This window comes from Planomonospora sp. ID67723 (assembly GCF_015711605.1).
Taxonomy (GTDB): Bacteria; Actinomycetota; Actinomycetes; order Streptosporangiales; family Streptosporangiaceae; genus Planomonospora_A.
Genome location: NZ_JABTEZ010000001.1, coordinates 137,849 through 159,502, shown reverse-complemented (window position 1 = coordinate 159,502; position 21,654 = coordinate 137,849). Strand labels below are relative to the sequence as shown.

Below are 21,654 nucleotides of genomic sequence, written 5' to 3'. Positions count from 1 at the left end.
GTGGAAGCCTGGCGGTGTACGAGTGCCCGCCCGAATGATCGCTAATCCCCCGGTTCTCCGCGGAGGAGCCGCCAATCGGAAGAGGCCGGTGTCCGGGGGCTTCGGTATGGTAGGGATCGAAGACGTCCGGGCCTCGTCCGGGCCGTCAAGGCGATCCGGCATTGGGTAATTGGCAGCCCCCAAGGTTTTGGTCCTTGTTGTCCAGGTTCGAGTCCTGGTGCCGGAGCTGTTGGTTTTGTCTGGTTTGCTGCCTGTCTGGTCGGCTGGGTGGGTTCCCGTACGGGAAGGTATCCTCACGTTGTCGGGCGGGTGACGGTGCGGTGCCCTGGCGGTAGCCGTACGTCATCCCGTTTCGTCATGTCTAAGCCGCGATGCCGAGGGAGCCTCGTCCGTGAGTGTGCCGCGCCCGGCCGCCGTCATCGTCCTCGCCGCAGGTGAGGGCACCCGGATGAAGTCGAAAACGCCGAAGATCCTGCACGAGCTGTGCGGTCGCGCCCTGGTCGACCACATGCTCGCCGCCGCTCGAGGTCTCGAACCCGAGCGGCTCATCGTTGTGATCGGTCACGAGCGGGAACGGGTCGGGGCGCATCTGGCGCTCACCGCTCCGGACGCGCAGACCGTGGTCCAGGCCGAGCAGAAGGGCACGGGGCACGCGGTCAGGATCGTCCTGGAGGCGGTCGGCCCGATCGCGGGCACGGTCCTGGTGACGTACGGCGACACGCCGATGTTGCGCACCGGAACTCTCGCGGGGCTGCTGGAGCGGCACGCGGAAGACGGCAACGCCGTGACGGTGCTGACCGCGGAGGTGCCGGACCCCTATGGATACGGGCGGATCGTCCGTGATGCGACCGGGGCCGTGCTGGCGATCGTCGAGGAGAAGGACGCCACCGCCGAGCAGCGGGCGATCCGGGAGATGAACTCGGGGGTCTACGCCTTCGACGGAGCGCTGCTGGCGGACGCGGTCAAACGGGTCTCCACCTCCAACGCCCAGGGCGAGGAGTACCTCACCGACGTCCTGTCGATCCTGCGCAAGGACGGCCACCGGGTGGGCGCGCACATCGCCGCCGACCACGTCGAGGTGGAGGGCGTCAACGACCGGGTCCAGCTGGCCGCCGCGCGCAGGGTGCTCAACTCCCGGCTGCTGGAGGGGCACATGCGGGCGGGCGTGACGGTGGTGGACCCGGACAGCACGTGGGTGGACGTGGACGTGGTCCTGGAGCAGGACGTGGTGCTGCACCCGGGCACGCAGCTGCACGGCCGTACGTCCGTGGCGGAGGGGGCCGAGGTCGGGCCGGCGACGACGCTGACGGACACGGTGGTCGGCGAGGGCGCGGTGGTGCGCAACGCCGTCTGCGTGGAGGCGGAAATCGGCCCCGAGGCCGCGGTGGGGCCGTACGCCTACCTGCGCCCGGGCACCGTGCTGGCCCGCAAGGCGAAGGCCGGGACGTACGTGGAGATGAAGAACGCCAGGGTGGGCGAGGGGTCGAAGGTCCCCCACCTGTCGTACGTGGGCGACGCCACGCTCGGGGCCGGGGTGAACATCGGAGCCTCGTCGATCTTCGTCAACTACGACGGGGTCAACAAGCACCACACGACCGTGGGGGACCATGCGTTCGTGGGGTGCGACACCATGCTCGTCGCGCCGGTGAACATCGGCGACGGCGCGTACACCGCCGCGGGCTCGGTCATCGACGGCGACGTCCCCGCGGGGGCGATCGGCGTGGCACGGGCGCGGCAGCGCAACATCGAAGGGTGGACGGCGCGCAAGCGGCCGGGCACCAGATCGGCCGAGGCGGCCCAGCGTGCCGCCGAGGCCGGAGATCAGCAGGGGAGCACCTCCACATGAGCAGCATCAAGCAGACCGGCGAGAAGAAGATGATGTTCTTCTCGGGGCGCGCGCACCCGGAGCTGGCGGAGGAGGTGGCCAGGCATCTCGGAGTGGAGCTCACGCCGACGACGCTGCGCGACTTCGCGAACGGTGAGATCTACGCCCGTTACCAGGAGTCGGTCCGCGGAAGCGACGCGTTCGTCATCCAGAGCCACACCGAGCCCATCAACCAGTGGATCATGGAGCAGCTGATCATGGTGGACGCGCTCAAGCGCGCCTCCGCCAAACGGATCACCGTGGTCATGCCGTTCTTCGGCTACGCCCGCCAGGACAAGAAGGGCCGGGGCCGCGAGCCGATCACGGCCCGGCTGATGGCGGACCTGTTCAAGACGGCGGGTGCCGACCGGCTGATGTCGATCGACCTGCACACCTCGCAGATCCAGGGCTTCTTCGACGGCCCGGTGGACCACCTGTTCGCCATGCCGGTGCTGGTCAACTACCTCAAGGACAAGATCGACCTGGGCAACACCACGGTCGTCTCGCCGGACACGGGCCGGGTGCGGCTGTCGGAGCGCTGGGCCGACACGCTGGGCACCCCGCTGGCCTTCATCCACAAGCGCCGCGACCTCGACGTCGCCAACCAGGTGAAGGTGAACGAGGTCGTCGGCAAGGTGCGCGGCCGTACCTGCGTGCTGATCGACGACATGATCGACACGGCGGGCACGATCTGCAAGGCCGCCGACGCGCTGTACGAGCAGGGCGCGACCGATGTGATCGTGGCCGCCACCCACGCGGTCTTCTCCGACCCGGCGGTGGACCGGCTGAAGAACTCCCGGGTCTCGGAGGTCATCGTCACCAACACGCTGCCGCTGCCGCAGGAGAAGAAGTTCGACAAGCTGACCGTGCTCTCGATCGCCCCGGTCATCGCGCGCGCGATCACCGAGGTGTTCAGCGACGGCTCGGTGACGAGCATGTTCGAAGGCGACTGCTGACCGGTCGCGTGACGTGCCCGGCGGCCGGTTCGGCGCCGCCGGGCGAAGCGTGCGGCGGGGCGCGATAGGCTGTACAGGTTGCGCGCGCTCGTAACGCCTTCCGCTAGGGCGGGTGAGGGGGAGCGCGCTTCTCCACCGTCGACGATCCCTAGGAGATCCGCCGTGTCTGAGGTAGTCATCACCGCCGAGTCGCGCACCGACTTCGGCAAGGGCGCCGCCCGCAAGATCCGCCGCGAGCACAAGGTGCCCGCCGTCCTCTACGGGCACGGCACGGACCCGCAGCACCTGTCCCTGCCGGGCCACGAGCTCCTGCTCGCCCTGCGCACGCCGAACGTGCTGATCCGCCTCCAGGGCGCGGTCACCGAGCTGGCGCTGCCCAAGGGCGTGCAGCGTGACCCGATCAAGGGCTTCCTGGAGCACGTGGACCTGCTGCTGGTCAAGCGCGGCGAGAAGGTCACCGTGGACATCCCGGTCACCGTCGTGGGCGAGGTCGCCGACGGCATCCTGGACCAGCAGATGGTCTCGGTCTCGGTCGAGACCGAGGCGACCCACATCCCCGAGGGCGTCGAGGTCAGCGTCGAGGGCCTGGAGGTCGGCACGCAGGTCACCGCCGGCGAGCTGAAGCTGCCCAAGGGCACCACGCTGATCGCCGACCCGGAGGCGCTGGTCCTGATCGTCGCCGGTGCCCCGGCCGCCGAGCCGGAGGGCGAGACCGAGGCCACCGCGGGCGAGGTCGCCGAGGCGTCGGCCGAGGACGAGGCCGCCGAGGCGTCCGCCGAGGCCGGCGAGTAGTTCTTCCGTCAGGGGGTGTTCTGCGGATCCTCGCCACGGCGAGGGCCCGCGGGGCACCCCCTGCCTGTCGGGGCAGTCCGGGTCCGGGCTGCCCTGACGCGCATCCGCGGGCTGACGCGGGTAGGACTGGATACGAGTTGAATGCGGAGGGGTGCCGACCGTGGACCGCTGGCTGGTCGTGGGCCTGGGGAACCCCGGGCCGGAGTACGCCGGTAACCGGCACAACGCGGGTTTCATGGTGCTGGACGAGCTGGCCGCGCGGGCGGGAGGGCGGTTCAAGGCCCACCGGTCGCGGGCCGAGGCGCTGGAGGGCCGGCTGGCGGGGGTCCCCGCGGTGCTGGCCAAGCCGCTGTCGTTCATGAACCTCTCGGGCGGCCCGGTCAAGGCGCTGGCCGACTTCTACAAGGTCGCCCCGGCGCAGGTGATCGTCGTCCATGACGAGCTGGACGTCCCGTACGGCGCGCTCCGGGCCAAGCTGGGCGGTGGTGACAACGGCCACAACGGGCTGAAGTCGATCACGAAGTCGCTGGCCACCAAGGACTACCTGCGGGTGCGGTTCGGCATCGGGCGCCCGCCGGGCCGGATGGACACCGCCGCCTACGTCCTGCGGGACTTCGCCACGGCAGAGCGCAAGGACCTGGCCTTCCTGGTCGACCGGGCCGCCGACGTAGTGGAGTCGCTGATCAAGGTAGGCCTGGAGCCGACCCAGAACGCCTTCCACGCCGGCGACCTGAAGCTCTCCGGACCGCCCCGGTAGGGCTCCCGCCGGACCGGACCGGGGCGTCCGGTCCGGCGTCCGCGGAGGTAAACGTTTCAGGCTTCCGCCCTCGACGCCGACTCCCCGTCGCTACCATTCCATGACTGTACGCATACGAATGGTTACACAGGGGGAGCCGGTGCGCGACGCGACCGTCGTCCACATAAGGCCTAGGCCTGTGACCGTGGTCCGCCCGCGGGTGCCTGGCTGGGTCGGTGGGCACCGGATGCGAGCCGTGGTCTCCGACCTGTGCTGCGCGTCCTTGGCCGGGACCCTCGCGTTCTTCGTGCGGTTCGGGGAGGTCACGCCGTACGTCACGCCGTACGTGGTGCTGAGCGCCGCGCTGCCCGTCGTATGGGTCTGCCTGGTGGCGCTGAACCGGGCGTACGAACCCCGTCTGATCGGCCTGGGGTCCGAGGAGTTCCAGCGGGTCATCCAGTGCGGGTTCATGCTCACCGCGGCCCTCGCCATCGGCGCCTACGCGACCAAGACCGAGGTGGCGCGCGGTTACGTCGTGCTGGCGATCCCGCTGACCACGGTCCTGGCCCTGCTCGCGCGGTACGGCCTGCGCCGGTTCCTGCACCGCATGCGGGCACGGGGCGGATGCATGCGGCGGGTCGTCGCGGTGGGTCACCGCGCGGCCGTCGCCGAGCTGGTGGAGCGGTTCCGCCGGGAGCCCCACCACGGGATGGAGGTCGTCGGGGCCTGCACACCGTACTCCGGCAGGGGTGACGTCGCGGGGGTGCCGGTCCTCGGCGGATTCTCCGACGTGCCGCTGGTGGTCGGCCAGGCGGAGGCGGACACCGTGGCGGTGCTGGCCTGCCCGGAGATGGACGGTACGGCGCTGCGGCGGCTGGCCTGGCGGCTGGAGAAGACGCGCACGGACCTGGTGGTCGCCCCGGCGCTGATGGAGGTGGCCGGGCCGCGGACCACGATCCGCCCGGTGGCGGGCCTGCCGCTGCTGCACGTGGACCATCCCGAGCTCGTCGGCCTGCGGCAGGTGGTGAAGAACCTGTTCGACCGGCTGGGCGCGGGAGTGCTGCTGGTCGCGCTGACGCCGCTGCTGCTGGCGCTGGCGCTGGCGGTCCGGCTGTCTGGCCCGGGTCCCGTGCTGTTCCGGCAGACCCGGGTGGGCCGGGACGGAGCGATGTTCACGATCTACAAGTTCCGGACGATGGAGGCCGACGCCGAGAGGCGGAAGATCACTTTGGTGAGCGACGGGCGGGGCGTGCTGTTCAAGATCCGGGAGGATCCGCGGGTGACCCCGCTCGGGGCCTGGCTCCGCAGGCGCTCCCTGGACGAGCTGCCGCAACTGATCAACGTGATGCTCGGCGACATGTCGCTGGTCGGCCCCCGGCCCCCGCTGCCGGAGGAGGTCGCCAGGTACGGGGACGACGTGCGGCGCAGGCTGCTGGTCAAACCCGGCATGACGGGCCTGTGGCAGGTGAGCGGGAGGTCCGACCTGACATGGGAGGAATCGGTGCGTCTGGACCTGCGTTACGTGGAGAACTGGTCTCTCACGCTGGACCTTCAGATCCTGTGGAAGACTTGGTCGGCTGTCGCGCGAGGGGCTGGAGCGTACTGATGACGATTCGCGACGATCATGACCTTGCCAGGGACCTGGCGGCGGAGGCGGGCGAGAGGCTGCTGGCGCTGCGGGAGCGGGAGGGGTTCGGCGATCCGTCCGCCCTGCGCAAGGAGGGCGACGCGGCCTCGCACCGGTTCCTGATGGAGGCGCTGACGAGGCTCCGCCCGGGTGACAGCGTGCTGTCGGAGGAGGCCACCCAGCAGGAGCGGCTCGATCCCCGGCGGCTCCGCGCCGACCGGGTGTGGATCGTCGACCCGCTGGACGGCACGCGGGAGTTCGCCGAGGAGGGCCGGGCGGACTGGGCGGTCCACGTGGCGCTGTGGGAGCGCGACGGGGAGACCGGCGGGGAGACCGGCGGGCAGGGGCGGCTCACCGCGGGGGCCGTGGCGCTGCCCGCCCAGGGGCGCACCCTCTCCACCGGGGAGCCGCCCGTCCTGCCCCGGTGGCGGGAGCAGGGGCAGGGCCCCCGGATCGCGGTCAGCAGGACCCGGCCGCCGGAGTTCGTGCAGAAGCTCGCCGAGCTCGCCGGCGCCGTCCTGGTGCCGATCGGATCGGCGGGCGCGAAGATCTCCGCGGTGCTGACCGGTGAGGTCGAGGCGTACGTCCACGCCGGTGGCCAGTACGAATGGGACTCGGCCGCGCCGGTGGCCGTGGCGCTGGCCTCCGGAGCCCACGCGAGCAGGATCGACGGCTCAACCCTGACCTACAACCAGGGTGACCCTTCACTACCGGATATTCTTATTTCCCTACCGGAACTGGCGTCAACGTTGCTCGCCGGCATCCGGGATCTGCACCGATAGAGGGACATCCCCACATCCCCGCCTAGGAGAGCCAGATGCTTCAGCGCGACTACACCACGTCGCAGCTCGACGTCCTCGAAGCAGAAGCCATTCACATCATGCGTGAGGTGGCGGCGGAGTTCGAGCGTCCGTGTCTGCTCTTCTCCGGGGGCAAAGACTCCATCGTCATGCTCCGCATCGCGGAGAAGGCGTTCTGGCCCGCGCCCATCCCGTTCCCGCTGATGCACGTGGACACCGGGCACAACTTCCCCGAGGTGATCGAGTTCCGCGACCGCCGGGTGGCGGAGCTGGGAGCGCGCCTGATCGTGGCCAGCGTCCAGGACTCCATCGACGCCGGGCGGGTGGTCGAGGAGACCGGGCGCCGGGCCTCCCGGAACCGGCTGCAGACCACCACCCTGCTGGACGCGATCGAGGACAACGAGTTCGACGCGGTGTTCGGCGGCGCTCGGCGCGACGAGGAGAAGGCCCGGGCCAAGGAGCGGGTGTTCTCCTTCCGCGACGAGTTCGGCCAGTGGGATCCGAAGAACCAGCGGCCCGAGCTGTGGAACCTCTACAACGCCAGGCTCCGCAAGGGTGAGAACATCCGGGTGTTCCCGCTGTCCAACTGGACCGAGCTGGACATCTGGGACTACATCCGCCGCGAGGGCATCGAGATCCCGTCGATCTACTTCGCGCACACGCGCAAGGTGTTCGAGCGCGACGGCATGCTGCTGGCCGACAATCCGTGGATCACCCGCGGCGAGGACGAGCCGGTCTACGAGGCCGTCGTCCGCTACCGCACGGTGGGCGACGCGACCTGCACCGGGGCGGTGGAGTCGGCCGCCGCGACGGTCGAGCAGATCATCGAGGAGATCGCCGCCACCAGGATCACCGAGCGCGGCGCCACCCGGGCAGACGACCGCGCCTCCGAGGCCGCGATGGAAGACCGCAAGAGGGAAGGCTACTTCTGATGGACATTCTCCGCTTCGCCACGGCGGGAAGCGTCGACGACGGGAAGTCGACCCTGATCGGCCGGCTGCTCTTCGACTCCAAGGCGATCTTCGAGGACCAGCTCGAGGCCGTGGAGCGCACCTCCCGCGACCGCGGCACCGAGTACACCGACCTGTCGCTGCTCACCGACGGCCTGCGGGCCGAGCGGGAGCAGGGCATCACGATCGACGTGGCCTACCGCTACTTCGCCACGCCCCGGCGCAAGTTCATCATCGCCGACACCCCCGGGCACATCCAGTACACCCGGAACATGGTCACCGGCGCCTCCACCGCGGACCTGGCGATCATCCTGATCGACGCGCGCAAGGGCGTGCTGGAGCAGTCCCGGCGGCACGCGTTCCTGACGACGCTGCTGCGGGTGCCGCACCTGGTGCTGGCGGTGAACAAGATGGACCTCGTCGACTACTCCCAGGAGCGGTTCGAGGAGATCCGCGAGGAGTTCACCTCCTTCGCCTCCAAGCTGAACGCGCCCGACCTGACGTTCATCCCGATCTCGGCGCTGCACGGCGACAACGTGGTGTCGCGGTCGGAGAACATGCCCTGGTACAACGGCTCGTCCCTGCTGCACCACCTGGAGAACGTGCACATCGCCTCCGACCGCAACCTGGTCGACGTGCGCTTCCCGGTGCAGTACGTGATCCGCCCGCAGCGGGCCACCGATCCGGCCTTCCACGACTACCGCGGCTACGCGGGACAGGTCGCCGGAGGAGTGCTGAAGCCCGGTGACGAGGTCACGCACCTGCCGTCCGGCCTGAGCACCCGCATCGCCTCGATCGACACCTTCGACGGCCCGGTGGACGAGGCGTTCCCGCCGATGTCGGTCACCCTCCGGCTGGAGGACGACATCGACATCTCCCGCGGTGACATGATCTGCCGCCCGAACAACCAGCCGCAGGCCGCCCAAGAGCTGGAGGCGATGGTCTGCTGGATGACCGACGCCAGCAAGCTGGGCCCGCGCACCAAGCTGACCATCAAGCACACGACCCGTACGGCCCGCGCGCTCGTGCGGGACCTGCACTACCGGCTGGACGTCAACACCCTGCACCGGGACGAGTCGGCCCAGACGCTCGGTCTGAACGAGATCGGCCGCGTCTCCCTGCGCGTCACCCAGCCGTTGTTCGTTGACGACTACGCGCGCAACCGCCTCACCGGCGGCTTCATCCTGGTGGACGAGGTCACCAACAACACCGTCGGCGCCGGGATGATCGTCGAGGCCCGGTAACCCCGCGGCTCCACGGCCGGTCGCGGACCCGGCTCCCGGACGCCCGCCGCCCCGCCCCTCGTGACGCCCGTCTCTCTCGCGCCCCGCGGCACCCGTCGCGATGGGGGCGAGAGCGGCGGGCGTTCCGCCGTACGGGAGGCTGGTGCCCTCCCGTACGACGGGGACCGGGCGGTTCCCCGGTGGACGCTCCGCCACACGGGACGTAGGTAGATCGTTTGACCGTTCTCTGACTGACAAGTTACTCTCCGCGCTAATGTCGGCACGTTCCGTATCCATCTCGGTGAGGATTCGTGCCTGTGCCTACCAGCCCGTCCCCTGCCCGGGTCGTTTTCCTGGGCGGGCTCGGCCGTAGCGGGACCACGCTGCTGGAGCGACTGCTGGGCGAGGTTCCCGGCGTCGCCGCCCTCGGCGAGGTGGTCCATCTGTGGGCCAGGGGTGTCCTGGCGGACGAGGCGTGCGGGTGCGGTGAGCCGTTCGGCGGGTGCCCCTTCTGGCGGAAGGCCGGAGAGAGGGCGTTCGGCGGGTGGTCCGCGGAGCGGGCCGAGCGGATGCTCGCGCTGGGGCGGCGGGTCGACCGCACGCGGCGGATTCCCGCGCTGGCGCGCCTGCTCGCCGAAGAGCGCGCGGGCGCCGGGCCGGGGCCCATGGCGCCGGGCGGCGAGGCCGTGGCACCGGGCGTCCGGACCTGGCCGTTCAGGGAGGTCGACGAGCTGGGTGAGTACGTCACCGCCTACCGCCGCCTCTACGACGCGGCCGGCGAGGTCGCGGGCTGCCAGGTCGTCGTCGACTCCAGCAAGCACGCCTCCCTGGCCTTCTGCCTGGCGGCGGCCGGGGTCGACGTGCACGTCGTGCACGTCGTGCGCGACCCCCGCGCGGTCGCGCACTCCTGGCAGCGGAGGGTCACCCGCCCCGAGGACGGGACTCCCATGACCCACTGGTCACCCGTTCGGACCTCACTGCACTGGCTGGCCCAGAACCTCGGCCTCGAACTCCTGGCCCGCAGGGGGGTCCCGGTCACCAGGATCCGCTATGAGGACCTGCTGGCCGACCCCGCCCGCACGCTCAGGCGGCTGGCCGCCGAGGTCGGCGTCCTGCCGAAGCTGGACTTCCTCGGTGACGGGGTGGCCGAGCTGTCGGCGGCGCACACCGCCTCGGGCAACCCCATGCGCTTCACGGCCGGCCGCGTCGAGCTGGTCCGGGACGACGGCTGGCGCACCGCGGCCTCTCCCCGCCAGCGCCGCCTGGTCACCGCGCTGACCTGGCCACTCATGATCAGATACGACTATTCCTGGAGGTTCGTGTGAGCCCATCGGTGGGCGTGGTCATCCCCACGCGAGGACACCGGCCCGACCAGTTGCGCGCGGCCGTACGCGCCGCGCTCGCGCAGGACTACCCGGGTCCCGTCGAGATCGTCGTGGTCGTCGACGGCGGCGACCCGGCGCCGGTCGCGGGTCAGGTGGCCGATCTCCTGGCCGGCCGGGCCATGGCGGTCCGGGAGAAGAACCCGGAGGCCCGCGTGGTCCGGGTGCTGGGCAACCGGTTCAGCCCGGGCCTGCCGGGCACCCGCAACACCGGCATCGCCGCCCTCGGCACCGACCTGGTCGCCTTCTGCGACGACGACGACCGGTGGCTGACGGGCAAGCTGACCGCCCAGGTCGCGGCGCTGGAGGCGGAGCCGGGAGCGGACTTCGCGAGCTGCGCCATCGAGGTGGAGTACGGCTCCCGCCGCGTCCCCCGCCTCGCGGGGACCCGCCTGGTGACCCACGAGCAGCTGGTGCGCTCGCGCATGGTGATGGTCCACTCCTCGACGTTCCTGTTCCGGCACGGCTCGTCGTGGGTCGACGAGAGCGCCCCCGCAGGCCAGAACGAGGACTGGGACCTGGCCCTGCGCGCCGCCGGGCGCCACCCGATCGTGCACGTGGACCGCCCGCTGGTGCGGGTCCGCTGGGGCGGCTCCGCATACGCCACCCGCTGGGCCGACCGGATCGCCGGGCTCGAGTGGATGCTCGCCCGCCATCCCGAGCTGGCCGCGGACCCGCGCGGCGCGGCGCGGATCTACGGCCAGCTCGCCTTCCACCACGCGGCGCTCGGCCACCGCAGGGAGGCGGGCCGCTGGGCCTGGCGGGCGTTCACCGCCAGGCACGGTGAACCCCGCGCGCCGCTCGCGCTCGCCGTGGCCATCGGCCTGGTACCGGCGCGGACCGTGCTCAGCCGGTTGCACCACCGCGGACACGGCATCTGATGCGGGCAGGAATCAGCCGCGGCTCCACGGTCGTCGGCGACGGTTCCCGGGCCACCGGCCGGGCGGCCACCTCCGCCGCCCGGGTGACCACGTCCACTGGCCGCAAGAGCATGCCCGCCACGCACAAGAGCGCGGTCGCCGGACGGGACGCGGCGATCCCGCGGCCTCGGCCGCGGCCGGACAAGGCCACCCGCAAGCGGCTCCGCCGGCGCGTGTGCGTGGCGGGGGTCGCGATCGACCCGATGACCGAGAGCGAGGTGGTCGACCATGTGGTCGCCGCGCTGAAGCGCGGGGAGGGCGGCCACATCGTCACCCCGAACATCGACATCAGCCGGGCCGTCGCCCGCGACGCCGGGCTGCGCGAGCTCATCGCGGGAGCCGACCTCGCGGTGGCCGACGGCATGCCGCTGGTGTGGGCGGCGCGGTTGCTGCGCACGCCGCTGCCCGGCAGGGTCACCGGGGCCGACCTGATCTGGTCCCTGTCGGAGGCGGCGGCCTTCTACCGCTACCCGGTCTACCTGCTGGGCGGGCCGCCCGGCATGGCCAGACAGGCCGCCGCCCGGCTCATCGCCCGCAATCCCTCGCTGATCGTGTCCGGGGTGGACGCTCCGCCGTTCGGGTTCGAGAACTCCCCCGAGAGCTGTGCCAAGGTCAGGGACGCCGTGCTGGCCGCCGCGCCCCGCGTGGTCTTCGTCGGGCTCGGCTTCCCCAAGCAGGACCGGCTCATCGCGACGCTCCGCGAGGACCTGCCCGGCACCTGGTTCATCGGCTGCGGGTCGGCCATCTCCTTCACCGCCGGCGCGGTGCCCCGGGCGCCCGAATGGATGCGGCGATCCGGCCTGGAATGGCTCTTCCGGTTGCTCAGCGAGCCGCGCAGGCTGGCCAGGCGCTACCTGGCCGACGACCTGCCGTTCGCACTGAAGCTGCTCACCGTCTGCCTGGTGAAGCGGCTGTTCTCCTGAGCATTGAGCCTCTCCCGAGCATCGCACGCCTTTCGGGCCCTGCCCGTCTCGTGACCACTGCCCGTCTCCCGGGTGCCGTACGGCGGTACGCCGGGGAGCGCCTCAGGAGTAGGCCAGCTCCATGACCCGGCGAGCCTCGTCCGGGGTCAGGCGGGCACGGGCCTCGGCCAGGGCGCGGCGGGAGTCCATCGGGCGGTAGGCCGTGCGGGACAGGCCGTGCCAGGCGAAGCCGCCGGGGCGGGAGGCGGGAGCCGTACAGGCGCGGGTGACGCGTGATTCGGCGCGCGGAGTCCAGGCCAGGCCCGCCCAGTCGTACAGACGGCGGAAGCCCGCCAGCGGATCGGCGGCCAGGTCCTCGTACCGGACCAGCAGGATCGCCGGGTGCCGGGCGGCCAGGTCGGCGGCGACGGCGGCGGCGACCCGCCACAGCGCGGCGGCCTTGGCCAGGCGATCCTGGGAGCCCACCAGCGCTCGCAGCTCCTCCACGCGCGGATGGTCGCGGACCAGCCGCGGCTGCTCCAGCAGCTCGTGGAAGTAGACCGTCCAGCCGAGCCGCTGCCAACTACCGGTGAACGCCACCGGGTCGCGGAGCAGGACGACCACCCGGCAGCCCAGCCGCCCGGCGAACCAGCCGGCGGAGAACAGCGCGAACGGGTCGTCGAGCAGCGCGCGGCGGCCGGTCAACCGCCCGAAGGTGAACGCGGTGCCGTACCGGACCATCCGGGCCAGGTCGTACGGCGCGCGGTTGCGGCGCAGTTCCGCCAGGAACCGGTAGCGCAGCGCCACGGTGTCGGTGAACGCCCGCAGCCATACCTCGTCGTCGTCGGCGCTGATGTACTGGAAGCGGTGCGTGACGTCGGCGTTGAGCACGCCGGGAGAACGGCCGGGGCGGGGCAGCGGGTTGAGCGGCTCGTTGACGTAGACCAGCTCGCCGCCGGCCGCGAGCATCTTCCCGGTCCAGCTGGTCCCGCTTCTGGGCAGGCCGGTCACGAGCAGGGGAGTCGTCATCGCGGTCTCCGGGGTGCGGACCCGGCGGGGACCGCCCCGCCGGGGATGTCAGGGATGCGTGGACGCCGCCAGGGCAGGCAGGCGGCCCGGGTGTGAGCGCCGAAGGGACGCAGGCCGTACCGGCGGTGGATCTGCCAGAGCGGCAGCAGGTTCTTCACCAGAACGCCTCCCGACCAGCCGAGGGCGGCGCCGAGCGCGCCGTGCACCGGGATCAGCGCCATGTCCAGCGCCACGGTCACGGCCACGGCGGACAGCAGGTTCGCGAGGCTGAGCCGGGTGTGCCCGGCCGAGGTCAGGATCACGTCGGCCATGCCGCAGGCGGTGGCGAGCGCCATCGTGGCGGCCAGCACGAGCGCGACCGGGACGCCGGAGGTGTAGTCGCCGGAGCCGCCGCCGAGCAGTCCGAGCAGCCAGGGCGCCAGGGCGGCGTATCCCAGCCAGACCGGCCAGGTCAGCAGGACCAGCCACGCGGTGGTGCTCTGGTAGAGCTCCCGGGCGTGCGGCAGGTCGCCCTCGGCCAGCGCGCGTACCAGGCGGGGCTGCGCCGCCTGCGCCAGGCCCTGCCCGGCGAGCTGGCCCACGATCTTGAACCGGGTGGCGGCGGTGTAGACCGCCGCCTCGACCGGCCCGGCGAGCACCGCGACGATCACGATGTCGACCCGCTGGAACACCGCCTGGACCGCCGAGGCCGCCGACCGCGGCCAGAGATGGCACCACAGGTCCCGCGCGGTGCCGGGCCGGTACGGCATGCGAGGCGACAGCCGGCGCAGCCGGACCGCGGCCAGCAGCAGGACCGGCAGGTACGGCAGCGCCCAGGCCGCCGCGAGCAGGACGGGAAGGGGGGCCTCGGACCACGGCGCGTCCCAGCCCGTTCCGGAGGCCGGAGCGGGACGACCGGGATCGGGGGCGTCCGCCGGGGCGGCGGTCACGATCACCAGGCCGACGAGGAGCAACTGGCCCACCGGGCGCAGGATCCCGTCCAGCAGGACCGTCGGCCGCATCTCGCCGAACCCGCGGGTCGCCGCGACCAGGACCTCGGCACACGTCACGACGGGGAGGGCCAGGGCCAGCACCCGGACGGCGCCGGACGTGCCCGCCGGCACGGCGATCTCCTCGGCCCAGGCGAGGGCGGCGGCCGCGGCGGCGATCGAGAGCGCGAGGACCGGCAGGAGGGCCGCGCGGACGTGGCCGGAGGGCTGCGGAGGAGCGGGCGGGTCCGGGGGCCGCGGGTGGTGCGGCGGGCCGGGGCGTCCCGGGAGGACGGGCGGGCGGGATCGGGCGATGACGTAGACCAGTCCGTTGCCGGTGTCCAGCCGGAGGATTCCCGCGGCCATCAGGCAGAGCGCGGTCGCGGCGAAGAATCCGCCCGCCACGGCCTGGCCGGTTTCCCGGGTGACCAGCACGACCAGCAGGAACTGCGCGGCGGCGCTGGTCCCGGCTCCGGCGAGTCCTGCCAGGCCGTGTCTGGCGATCCCGCCCAGCCGGTGCGGTGCGGCCGTCACCGCCGCCACGGGAGTCGCGTGACGGGCCGCGCCGCCATCGCCGACATCGGCGCTGCCGCCATCGGCGTCACCGCCGATGTCACCGCCGCCATGACGGCTCCGCACCGAGCCACCGGGCCAGCAGGGCGTCGGACTCCTCGAAGTGCCCGGCCAGCTCCCGCCGGAGCGACTCCGGCATGGGCGCGGGCCGGGGCCGGGCGTTGTGCCGCTCGAACACCGGGTCACCGATGTGCGGCAGCCCGAGGAACTCCAGCACCCGGTCGTGGACGACCTCCGGCCGGGTGAAGAACAGCCCGCTGTCCAGCACGAGCAGCCGCTCCCGGCCGACCAGCCGCTCCAGCCTGGTGAGCTGCTCGGCGTAGCGACCTCTGGCCAGATAGGCGTGGTGGCGGTGGGCGTGGCTGGCCGAGTGGGGGGAGGAGACCAGGGCGTCCGCCGCCCCGGCCAGCCGCTCCTCCTCCAGCTCCACCGCCCTGGCGAAGGAGGGTTCGGTCTCGAACCCCCGGGCCAGCTCGTGGGAGTGGGCGGAGAACGCGCGCTCGACCGGGTCGCGGACCAGCGCGATCAGCTTCACGCCCGGCAGGTCCTCGGCGATCCGGGAGGCGGCCAGCGGGTGGAAGAGGTAGTAGGGCGCGGATTCGAAGGCCTGGGGGCGGCAGCCGTACCTGTGGGAGAGGCGGGAGGCCGTCGCGCGCAGCGGGAAGTGGGCCCGGTACCACGGAAGGCCGCGATCGTAGGCCATGTCGAAGTAGTGCACGCCCTTGCGCAGGACGGGCTTGAGGATCAGCGGGTGCTGCGCGAGCGCCCGGTAGAGCGAGGTCGTGCCGGAGCGCTGCGCCCCGGTGACCAGGAAGGACGGCAGGACCCGGCCGCCGGTGGTGAGGCGTCCCGTGGCCAGTGACACGGCGTGGACGGAGCGCTTCAACGTGCTTGTCACACCAAGACCTCCTGGGCGTCGACGACGGGACTGAGCCAGCGGGCGGGCGGGCCGAGCGGCTCGTGGCCGTCGGCGGCATGCCGCTCGGCCAGCACGATCAGATAGTGGATCGCGGTCAGCCGTGCCTCGGCGGCCGACAGGCCGAACGGGGCCAGGATCGGCAGTGCCTGCGCGAGGCACGCCCGGGCCGCGACGGCGGGTCGCATCCGCCGCAGGGCCCGCTGGAAGAAGTGGTGCAGGGCGTCGAAGCCGAGCGGCACCCCGGTGGCGAACCGCTCCCAGTCCCAGACCAGGAGCCGCCCGTCCGGGCCGCGTGCGATGTTCCACGGGCAGAAGTCACCGTGCCAGGCGGACCTGTCGCCGGAGAGGGCGCCGATCTCGCGGATCGCCTCGGTGAGCAGGCCGGGCGGGATCGCGCCGTGCCCGACACGGAGGCGGGAGGCCCGGTCCGGCACGGGCAGCGGGGACAGGGCGAGCACGGACAGGCCGTGCCAGGAGCCGTGGTGGAGCACGACCGGCGGAACGACGGTCTTCAGCGACGCCCCGGCGAGCATGTCGAGCGTGCGGGCCTCGTTGGCGATGAGCTCGCGGGCGCGGTCGGTGTCGCCGATCTTCACGAAGGCGACCAGCCCGTCGGGGCCGTGCGCCTCCAGGATCGGCTTGCGGTTGACCCGCCGGGCCGGGCGGACGTGGAGCACCACCCGGACCGGGAGGTCCAGCACCTCGCTCAGGTAGGTCTCGACGGTGTCCTCCCCCGAGGGCACCATGACCTTCCCGCACGGATGCCACCACGTCCGGGGGGCGAGCCTCCTCGGGAGCAGCGGGTGCGGGAGCAGGCTGTACGGCCTGGCTTCACCGGGGCCGGGGAAGAGCAGGCTGATCGTCTGGCGAAGATAGCGCAGACGGACTCGGGCGTCGTTCATCCGGTGCGTTCCTCCAGAGCAGCGCGAACGAGATCAGGTAGAGGCTGAGCGGTGTGACCAGCCCGTCGTAGACGAACATGTAGAGAAGGGTGAGGATCATCACCAGGACCCCGGCCATGCCGATCGGCGAGCGGTCGCGCCAGTGGCGGCGGGCGGCCCCGGTGAAGAAGGCGATGTAGAGGCCGGCCCCGACGAACCCCTGGGTGATCATCAGGTGCCAGAGCTGGCCGTCGCTGCCCAGCGGGGGGTGGCCGCAGGTCTCGCACCAGTCGCTCTTGCCGGTGGTGATGGTCTTGTGGTTGCCCATCGCGTTGCGGGTATTGCCGTAGCCGATGATGGGGGAGGTGCCGGCCGCGGCGACGGTGGAGGTCACCGTGAACGCGCGGATGTCGTTGCTGTGCGGGTTGTCCAGCCGCTGGGAGACCATCGCCTGCAGCGGGCTGAGAACGAACGCCAGCACTCCCGTCGCGACGGCCGCGCAGACCGCGACCCGGCCCCGCGGGCTCAGGCGCAGCACCAGGTAGGCGGTGGCGACGCCCAGCCCGATCCAGAGACCGCGGTTGAGCGAGTAGACGATCGGGACGGCGGCGAGCGCGAGCAGCGCGACCACGGCCAGACGCCTGCGCGGCCCGCCGTACACCCACCAGCCGACCACGAACCAGACGAGCAGCACCGAGATGTTGCTGCCCCAGGCGTTGGCCCACTCGAAGGGGGCCTCGGGGCGGGGGGAGGCGTGGCCGAGGACTTTCTGGATCTGGGCGGCGGTGGGGTGGATCAGGTTCTGGACGAAGGAGTTGCCGCTGATCCACTCGGGCAGGAGCCGTTCCACCGGCGAGGTGAACTCCGTCTGCGGGGCGAGCACGCCCAGCAGGCCGCCGGCGACGGTCGTGAGGAACAGCACGCCGAGCATGCGCACCAGCGCGAGCTGCGGCAGCTCCCGCTCGGTCAGGTTGCCCAGGTAGAGGACCATGACGGTCAGCGAGAGGTAGAGGGACAGGCGCATGAGGTAACCGGTCAGCCGGCCCACCCCGAACTCGCCGTAGGTGCCCGGCGGCATCTCGGCGAGCATGATCGAGCTGACCAGGTAGCCCGCGAGCAGGAGCAGCCACAGACCGAATCCGCGCGGCACCCTGACCGGCCGCCGCCGCCACAGGATGACCGCCATCGGCGGCGCGAGCACGACCACCGCGAGCCCGCCGAAGCCCAGGGCCCACCACACGGGATATCCCACGAGGAGCGCGGCGATCGGCCACGCCGCCCGGTCCAGGCCCCTCACGGCGGGAAGACCTTCTTGCCGATCGCGGGCAGCTGCATCAGCGGGACGGTCTCCGGCGAATCCGCCGGGGATTCGCTCCTGCCGGTGGTGACGGCCAGGCCGGCCGAGGGCGGGCGCTTGTCGTCATGGGCGGCCCCGGGGAAGCCGGAGACCGCCGCGGGGCCGGGGGCCTCGCCCCGGTGACCGTTGGCGGCGCCGGACCGGGCCGCGCTCTCGCGTACGGCGGCCCGCACGTCGGCGACCGGGATCTCGGTGGTGACGACGTCCGGGCCGGCCGGAGCCGCGGACGCCCGGCGGCCGGCGCGGGAACCGCGGAGGCCGGTGTCCCGAGGGGCCCGCGGGCCGGTGACGGCGGGTGCGGGCGCGGGCGCCGGTGCGGGGGACGCGGTCGTGACGGCCGCGGCGGCGCGCGCGTCGGCGGGCCGCGGCAGCGGCGGGGCGGCGGCCCTCTCCCACGCTCCGTCCGGCTTCTCCCGGTCCGGGCCCTTGCCCGGATCCCCGTCGCACGCGGTGACGACCGCGCCGAGCACCGGCACGCGCCCCTCGCGCAGCTCCCGTACGGCCCGCGCCACCTCGCGGGAGGAGCTCCCGGGCAGCGGGACCAGCACCACGGCGCCGCCGGTGCTCGACAGGTCGCGGATCCGCTCGCCGCTGACGATGTCGAGTCCGGTGAGACGCGTGACGTCGGAGGCCGTACGGAGCCTGGTGTCGAGCCGGTCGCGGAGCCAGGCGAGGCCGACCCCGGCCAGCAGGCCGACCATGAAGCCGCTGCCGAGGTACAGGGGAGGGCTGGGCGCGCTGGGGTCCGTGGGGGCGACCGCCTCACTGATCACCGAGCCGGGGGTGATCGCGATGGTCTTGAGCCCGTCGTACTTGACGGTGAGGTTGTAGACCTGGCGGCTGAGCACGCTGCGCCGTTGCAGCGCGATGGTGCGCTCCGCGCCGCCCTTGGCCAGGCCGGGCAGGTCGGCCACCACCTTGGCCAGGGACGTGTTGACCTGCCTCAGCTTGTCCAGGAGCGTTTCGAGCTGGACGGCCAGCGCCTGGGTGGCGGCCTCGCCGCGGTGGGCCAGATAGGCCTGGGCGTAGGCGCTGGCCCCGGCGGCGGCGCTGTTGGGGTCGGCGGCGGTGTAGGAGATCTCCAGGACCGAGGTGTTGGGCGGCACCGAGACCTCGACGGGGCCGGGGGTGCTCTTGAGCGCCGCCTGCGCCTTCCTGGCGACCACGGCCGACTGGGCGATCTGCGCCTCGGTGTCGAGGTTGAGCGGCTCCCGCTGCCGGTTGGTCACCTGGTTGGTCTGGTCCTGGACGCCGGTCGCGGTCACCAGGACGTGCGCGGAGGCGGTGTAGGAGGGCGGGGTGCGGTGCAACAGGCCCGCGCCGCCGCCGGTCCCGGCCAGGAGGCAGAGCAGCAGGGTGGGCCAGCGCCTGCGGAGCAGAGCCCCGTAGTCCGCGAGGTCCCCGCCGGAGCGGCGGACGGCGGTGTCCGGCGACAGGCTCATGGGAATCCCTCTCGGGCCGGGCCCCTCAGGCGAGGCCGCTGCTGGAAACCCTAGGAACTATAGGCTGAGTCGTCGTTTTCCCGATCGAATACACAAGATTTCTTCACGATGACTGCGGCAATCACGGCGAGATAACGGTGGTTTATCCGATATTTCCTCTCCGCCACCCCGCAGGTGCGGAACGGAGCGGCAAAGTGTGCGGCACCGCATGTCCGGATGGTGGGATGGTGTGCTCTGCGGAAAGTCAGGAAACGCGCGGACGGATAATCTGTGAGGGACCGTTGTATCGGACAAATGCCGATTTAATGTCAGCGCTGAGGATGCGGGGAATCACCGCCGCCGGTATCGCGCTGATGCTGGGGCTGAGCGCGTGCAGCCAGGCCTCGGGAGTCTCCAGGGACTCGGCGCACGACCCCGCGACGGGCAAGAGGCTGCTGGGACTGCGCTCGTCGGCGCCGGGCTGCGAGGTCAGCGCCAAGCTGATCCCCTCCTGCGGCGCCTGGTGGGGGATGGCCCCGGAGATCTTCACCGGGAGACGGCCCGCCCTGGCGCTGCGCCGGGCCGAACAGCGCATGGGCCGTACGGCCGACATCATGCACGTCTACCACCGGGGCTCCGAGCTCTTCCCGACCGCCGAGGAGCAGGCGATCGCCCGTCCCCCCGGGGGGCGCAGGATCCTGCTGGTCAACTGGAAGCCGTCCCTCGACCACACCTGGGCGCAGATCGCCCGGGGCGCGGTGGACCGGCGGATCGACCGGCTGGCCGCCCACATCGTGCGGAACTTCCCCGAGAGGTTCTTCCTGACCGTGCACCACGAGCCGGAGAACGACGTCAGAGAGAGCGCCGGCTCCGGGATGACGGCCCGGGACTATGCGGAGATGTACCGCCACGTCGTGCAGCGCCTGCGCGAGAAGGGCGTGCGGAACGCGGTCACCGTGATGACCTACATGGGAGCGCCCAACTGGGCGGCCAGCTCCTGGTTCGAGCGGCTCTACCCCGGTGACGACGTGGTCGACTGGGTGGCCATGGACCCCTACGTCGACGACAGGGTCCAGAGCTTCGAGGGACTGATCAACAAGACCCGCGACGACATCGCCCAGTGGCCGGGCTTCTACCGCTGGATGCAGTGGCGCTTCCCCGGCAAGCCCATCATGCTCGCCGAGTGGGGGGTCTTCGAGCGGCGGGGCCAGCCCCGCTTCAAGGAGTCCTTCTTCGCCTCGGTCCGCCGGGACGTGCGGCGCTATCCGCAGATCAAGGCGCTGGTCTACTTCGACTCACCGCGAGCCCCGAGGGGGGACACCCGTTTCGACACCTCTTCCGGCTCCCAGGCGGCCTTCCGCGCCCTCGCCGGCGACTCCTACCTGCGTTCCACGGCGGTTCCTCGTCAGTGACCAGGCGGCCGCCCCGGCGAGCGCCACGCCGCCCAGGACCCACAGCAGGGCCGAGTTGCCCACGCCGAGCAGCTTGAGCGCCGAGGCGAGCAGTACCACCACGAGCAGTGCCCGGATGACGTCGCCGTGCGCCCGCGACGAGATCCGCGCGCCGAGGTAGACGCCGGGGATCGAGCCGGCCAGCAGCGAGGTGGTCACGTCGAGCTGGAAGTCGCCGAAGAGCAGGTGGCCCACGGCGGCCGAGGTGACCAGGGGGACCGCCTGGACCAGGTCGGTCCCGACGAGCTGGTTGGCCTTCAGCGTGGGGTAGATCATGAGCAGCGCCACGATGATCAGGGATCCCGAGCCCACGGAGGAGATGCCCACCACGACGCCGCCGACTATACCGATCAGTACGGTAGGAATCGGGCGCACGACGATCTCGCCGGAACCCACCGCGACGGGTCCCTCGCGGTGGGCGAGATAGGCCTTGGCGAGCAGGCCCGCCACGGCCAGCAGCAGCGCGACGCCCAGGGCGTACTTGACCGCCTGCTGAACCTGCTCGCCCTCTCCGAACGCCCGGATCAGCAGCACCCCGCAGAAGGCCGCCGGGACCGAGCCCACGCACAGCCAGCCGACCAGCCGCAGGTCCACCGTGCCCCGCCGCATGTGCACGATCCCGCCGACGGGCTTCATCACGGCCGAGGCGACCAGGTCGCTGGAGACCGCGGCGAGCGGCGGCACGTTGAAGAACAGCAGCATCATCGGCGTCATCAGAGCGCCGCCGCCCATGCCGGTCAGCCCGACGATGATCGCGACGAAGAACGACCCGGCGACCAGGGGGAGATCGAGGTCCATCAGCCGTTCACCGTTCCCTGTCCGTCTCTCCGCCTGTCATCGCGACCCCTTCCCCGTGCCGGGGCCTCCGCACCCGGACCTGCGCGCCGTGACCTCTGCCCGGCC

The 21,654-nt window shown here is 72.0% G+C and carries 19 protein-coding genes and 1 tRNA gene; 13 read left to right on the top strand and 7 right to left on the bottom strand.

Going from position 1 to position 21,654, the window contains the following annotated elements:
- Positions 1 to 154 precede the first annotated feature (154 nt).
- The 12 genes from HS041_RS00700 (at position 155) to HS041_RS00645 (ending at position 12,173) form a co-directional block, all read left to right on the top strand.
- Positions 155 to 226 (top strand) — tRNA-Gln (locus tag HS041_RS00700).
- Between the two features lie 165 nt (positions 227 to 391).
- Positions 392 to 1,846 carry a bifunctional UDP-N-acetylglucosamine diphosphorylase/glucosamine-1-phosphate N-acetyltransferase GlmU gene (gene glmU / locus HS041_RS00695; protein ID WP_196438586.1) on the top strand — a complete coding sequence of 485 codons (1,455 nt, stop codon included), beginning with the start codon at positions 392 to 394 and terminating at the stop codon, positions 1,844 to 1,846.
- Positions 1,843 to 2,820, top strand: a complete 978-nt coding sequence (locus HS041_RS00690) for a ribose-phosphate diphosphokinase (RefSeq protein ID WP_196438585.1) — start codon at positions 1,843 to 1,845, stop codon at positions 2,818 to 2,820. Before glmU ends, HS041_RS00690 begins: the two co-directional genes overlap by 4 nt.
- Before the next feature lie 162 nt (positions 2,821 to 2,982).
- Entirely contained in the window at positions 2,983 to 3,612 is a 630-nt protein-coding gene (locus HS041_RS00685; protein ID WP_196438584.1) for a 50S ribosomal protein L25/general stress protein Ctc, read from the top strand.
- A 151-nt stretch (positions 3,613 to 3,763) separates the two neighbouring features.
- Positions 3,764 to 4,369: an aminoacyl-tRNA hydrolase gene (gene pth / locus HS041_RS00680; protein ID WP_196438583.1), complete on the top strand. Its 606-nt coding sequence runs from the start codon at positions 3,764 to 3,766 to the stop codon at positions 4,367 to 4,369.
- A 226-nt stretch (positions 4,370 to 4,595) separates the two neighbouring features.
- Entirely contained in the window at positions 4,596 to 5,954 is a 1,359-nt protein-coding gene (locus HS041_RS00675) for a sugar transferase (protein WP_230878371.1), read from the top strand.
- Entirely contained in the window at positions 5,954 to 6,757 is an 804-nt protein-coding gene (locus tag HS041_RS00670) for a 3'(2'),5'-bisphosphate nucleotidase CysQ (RefSeq protein WP_304609509.1), read from the top strand. The genes HS041_RS00675 and HS041_RS00670 overlap by 1 nt, the downstream gene beginning before the upstream one ends.
- Before the next feature lie 35 nt (positions 6,758 to 6,792).
- Positions 6,793 to 7,707, top strand: a complete 915-nt coding sequence (cysD, locus tag HS041_RS00665; protein WP_196438581.1) for a sulfate adenylyltransferase subunit CysD — start codon at positions 6,793 to 6,795, stop codon at positions 7,705 to 7,707.
- Positions 7,707 to 8,969: a sulfate adenylyltransferase subunit CysN gene (gene cysN, locus HS041_RS00660; RefSeq protein ID WP_196438580.1), complete on the top strand. Its 1,263-nt coding sequence runs from the start codon at positions 7,707 to 7,709 to the stop codon at positions 8,967 to 8,969. The genes cysD and cysN overlap by 1 nt, the downstream gene beginning before the upstream one ends.
- Positions 8,970 to 9,265: 296 nt before the next feature.
- Positions 9,266 to 10,273 carry a sulfotransferase family protein gene (locus HS041_RS00655; protein ID WP_196438579.1) on the top strand — a complete coding sequence of 336 codons (1,008 nt, stop codon included), beginning with the start codon at positions 9,266 to 9,268 and terminating at the stop codon, positions 10,271 to 10,273.
- Positions 10,270 to 11,211 (top strand): glycosyltransferase family 2 protein, encoded by a 942-nt coding sequence (locus HS041_RS00650; protein ID WP_196438578.1) that lies wholly within the window; start codon positions 10,270 to 10,272, stop codon positions 11,209 to 11,211. Before HS041_RS00655 ends, HS041_RS00650 begins: the two co-directional genes overlap by 4 nt.
- On the top strand, positions 11,211 to 12,173 hold the full coding sequence (locus tag HS041_RS00645; protein WP_230878370.1) for a WecB/TagA/CpsF family glycosyltransferase: 963 nt from the start codon (positions 11,211 to 11,213) through the stop codon (positions 12,171 to 12,173). Before HS041_RS00650 ends, HS041_RS00645 begins: the two co-directional genes overlap by 1 nt.
- A 102-nt stretch (positions 12,174 to 12,275) precedes the next feature.
- On the opposite strand, the gene HS041_RS00640 is transcribed toward HS041_RS00645, so the two are convergent.
- The 6 genes from HS041_RS00640 to HS041_RS00615 are packed head-to-tail and all read right to left on the bottom strand — an operon-like array spanning position 12,276 to position 19,321.
- Entirely contained in the window at positions 12,276 to 13,181 is a 906-nt protein-coding gene (locus HS041_RS00640) for a sulfotransferase (protein WP_196438577.1), read from the bottom strand.
- Positions 13,178 to 14,788, bottom strand: a complete 1,611-nt coding sequence (locus tag HS041_RS00635; protein WP_307845117.1) for a lipopolysaccharide biosynthesis protein — start codon at positions 14,786 to 14,788, stop codon at positions 13,178 to 13,180. The genes HS041_RS00640 and HS041_RS00635 overlap by 4 nt, the downstream gene beginning before the upstream one ends.
- Positions 14,763 to 15,620, bottom strand: coding sequence for a sulfotransferase (locus tag HS041_RS00630; protein WP_196438576.1), 858 nt, complete (start codon positions 15,618 to 15,620; stop codon positions 14,763 to 14,765). The genes HS041_RS00635 and HS041_RS00630 overlap by 26 nt, the downstream gene beginning before the upstream one ends.
- On the bottom strand, positions 15,617 to 16,543 hold the full coding sequence (locus HS041_RS00625) for a hypothetical protein (protein WP_196438575.1): 927 nt from the start codon (positions 16,541 to 16,543) through the stop codon (positions 15,617 to 15,619). Before HS041_RS00625 ends, HS041_RS00630 begins: the two co-directional genes overlap by 4 nt.
- Positions 16,473 to 17,819: an O-antigen ligase family protein gene (locus HS041_RS00620; RefSeq protein ID WP_307845116.1), complete on the bottom strand. Its 1,347-nt coding sequence runs from the start codon at positions 17,817 to 17,819 to the stop codon at positions 16,473 to 16,475. Before HS041_RS00620 ends, HS041_RS00625 begins: the two co-directional genes overlap by 71 nt.
- Positions 17,816 to 19,321 (bottom strand): YveK family protein, encoded by a 1,506-nt coding sequence (locus HS041_RS00615; RefSeq protein ID WP_196438574.1) that lies wholly within the window; start codon positions 19,319 to 19,321, stop codon positions 17,816 to 17,818. Before HS041_RS00615 ends, HS041_RS00620 begins: the two co-directional genes overlap by 4 nt.
- Before the next feature lie 305 nt (positions 19,322 to 19,626).
- On the opposite strand from HS041_RS00615, the gene HS041_RS00610 reads away from it, so the two are divergent.
- On the top strand, positions 19,627 to 20,712 hold the full coding sequence (locus tag HS041_RS00610) for a glycoside hydrolase family 26 protein (RefSeq protein ID WP_230878369.1): 1,086 nt from the start codon (positions 19,627 to 19,629) through the stop codon (positions 20,710 to 20,712).
- On the opposite strand, the gene HS041_RS00605 is transcribed toward HS041_RS00610, so the two are convergent.
- Positions 20,596 to 21,549: a sulfite exporter TauE/SafE family protein gene (locus HS041_RS00605; RefSeq protein WP_196438573.1), complete on the bottom strand. Its 954-nt coding sequence runs from the start codon at positions 21,547 to 21,549 to the stop codon at positions 20,596 to 20,598. The genes HS041_RS00610 and HS041_RS00605 overlap by 117 nt on opposite strands.
- Positions 21,550 to 21,654: the final 105 nt, after the last annotated feature.

What these genes read in the sequence shown, in the direction of transcription:
- HS041_RS00640 (WP_196438577.1), bottom strand. Translation starts at nt 13,181, where the DNA reads ATGACGACTCCCCTGCTCGTGACCGGCCTGCCCAGAAGCGGGACCAGC.
- HS041_RS00645 (WP_230878370.1), top strand. Translation starts at nt 11,211, where the DNA reads ATGCGGGCAGGAATCAGCCGCGGCTCCACGGTCGTCGGCGACGGTTCC.
- HS041_RS00615 (WP_196438574.1), bottom strand. Translation starts at nt 19,321, where the DNA reads ATGAGCCTGTCGCCGGACACCGCCGTCCGCCGCTCCGGCGGGGACCTC.
- HS041_RS00605 (WP_196438573.1), bottom strand. Translation starts at nt 21,549, where the DNA reads ATGGACCTCGATCTCCCCCTGGTCGCCGGGTCGTTCTTCGTCGCGATC.
- cysN (WP_196438580.1), top strand. Translation starts at nt 7,707, where the DNA reads ATGGACATTCTCCGCTTCGCCACGGCGGGAAGCGTCGACGACGGGAAG.
- HS041_RS00675 (WP_230878371.1), top strand. Translation starts at nt 4,596, where the DNA reads ATGCGAGCCGTGGTCTCCGACCTGTGCTGCGCGTCCTTGGCCGGGACC.
- cysD (WP_196438581.1), top strand. Translation starts at nt 6,793, where the DNA reads ATGCTTCAGCGCGACTACACCACGTCGCAGCTCGACGTCCTCGAAGCA.
- HS041_RS00690 (WP_196438585.1), top strand. Translation starts at nt 1,843, where the DNA reads ATGAGCAGCATCAAGCAGACCGGCGAGAAGAAGATGATGTTCTTCTCG.
- HS041_RS00670 (WP_304609509.1), top strand. Translation starts at nt 5,954, where the DNA reads ATGACGATTCGCGACGATCATGACCTTGCCAGGGACCTGGCGGCGGAG.
- HS041_RS00610 (WP_230878369.1), top strand. Translation starts at nt 19,627, where the DNA reads ATGTCAGCGCTGAGGATGCGGGGAATCACCGCCGCCGGTATCGCGCTG.
- HS041_RS00625 (WP_196438575.1), bottom strand. Translation starts at nt 16,543, where the DNA reads ATGAACGACGCCCGAGTCCGTCTGCGCTATCTTCGCCAGACGATCAGC.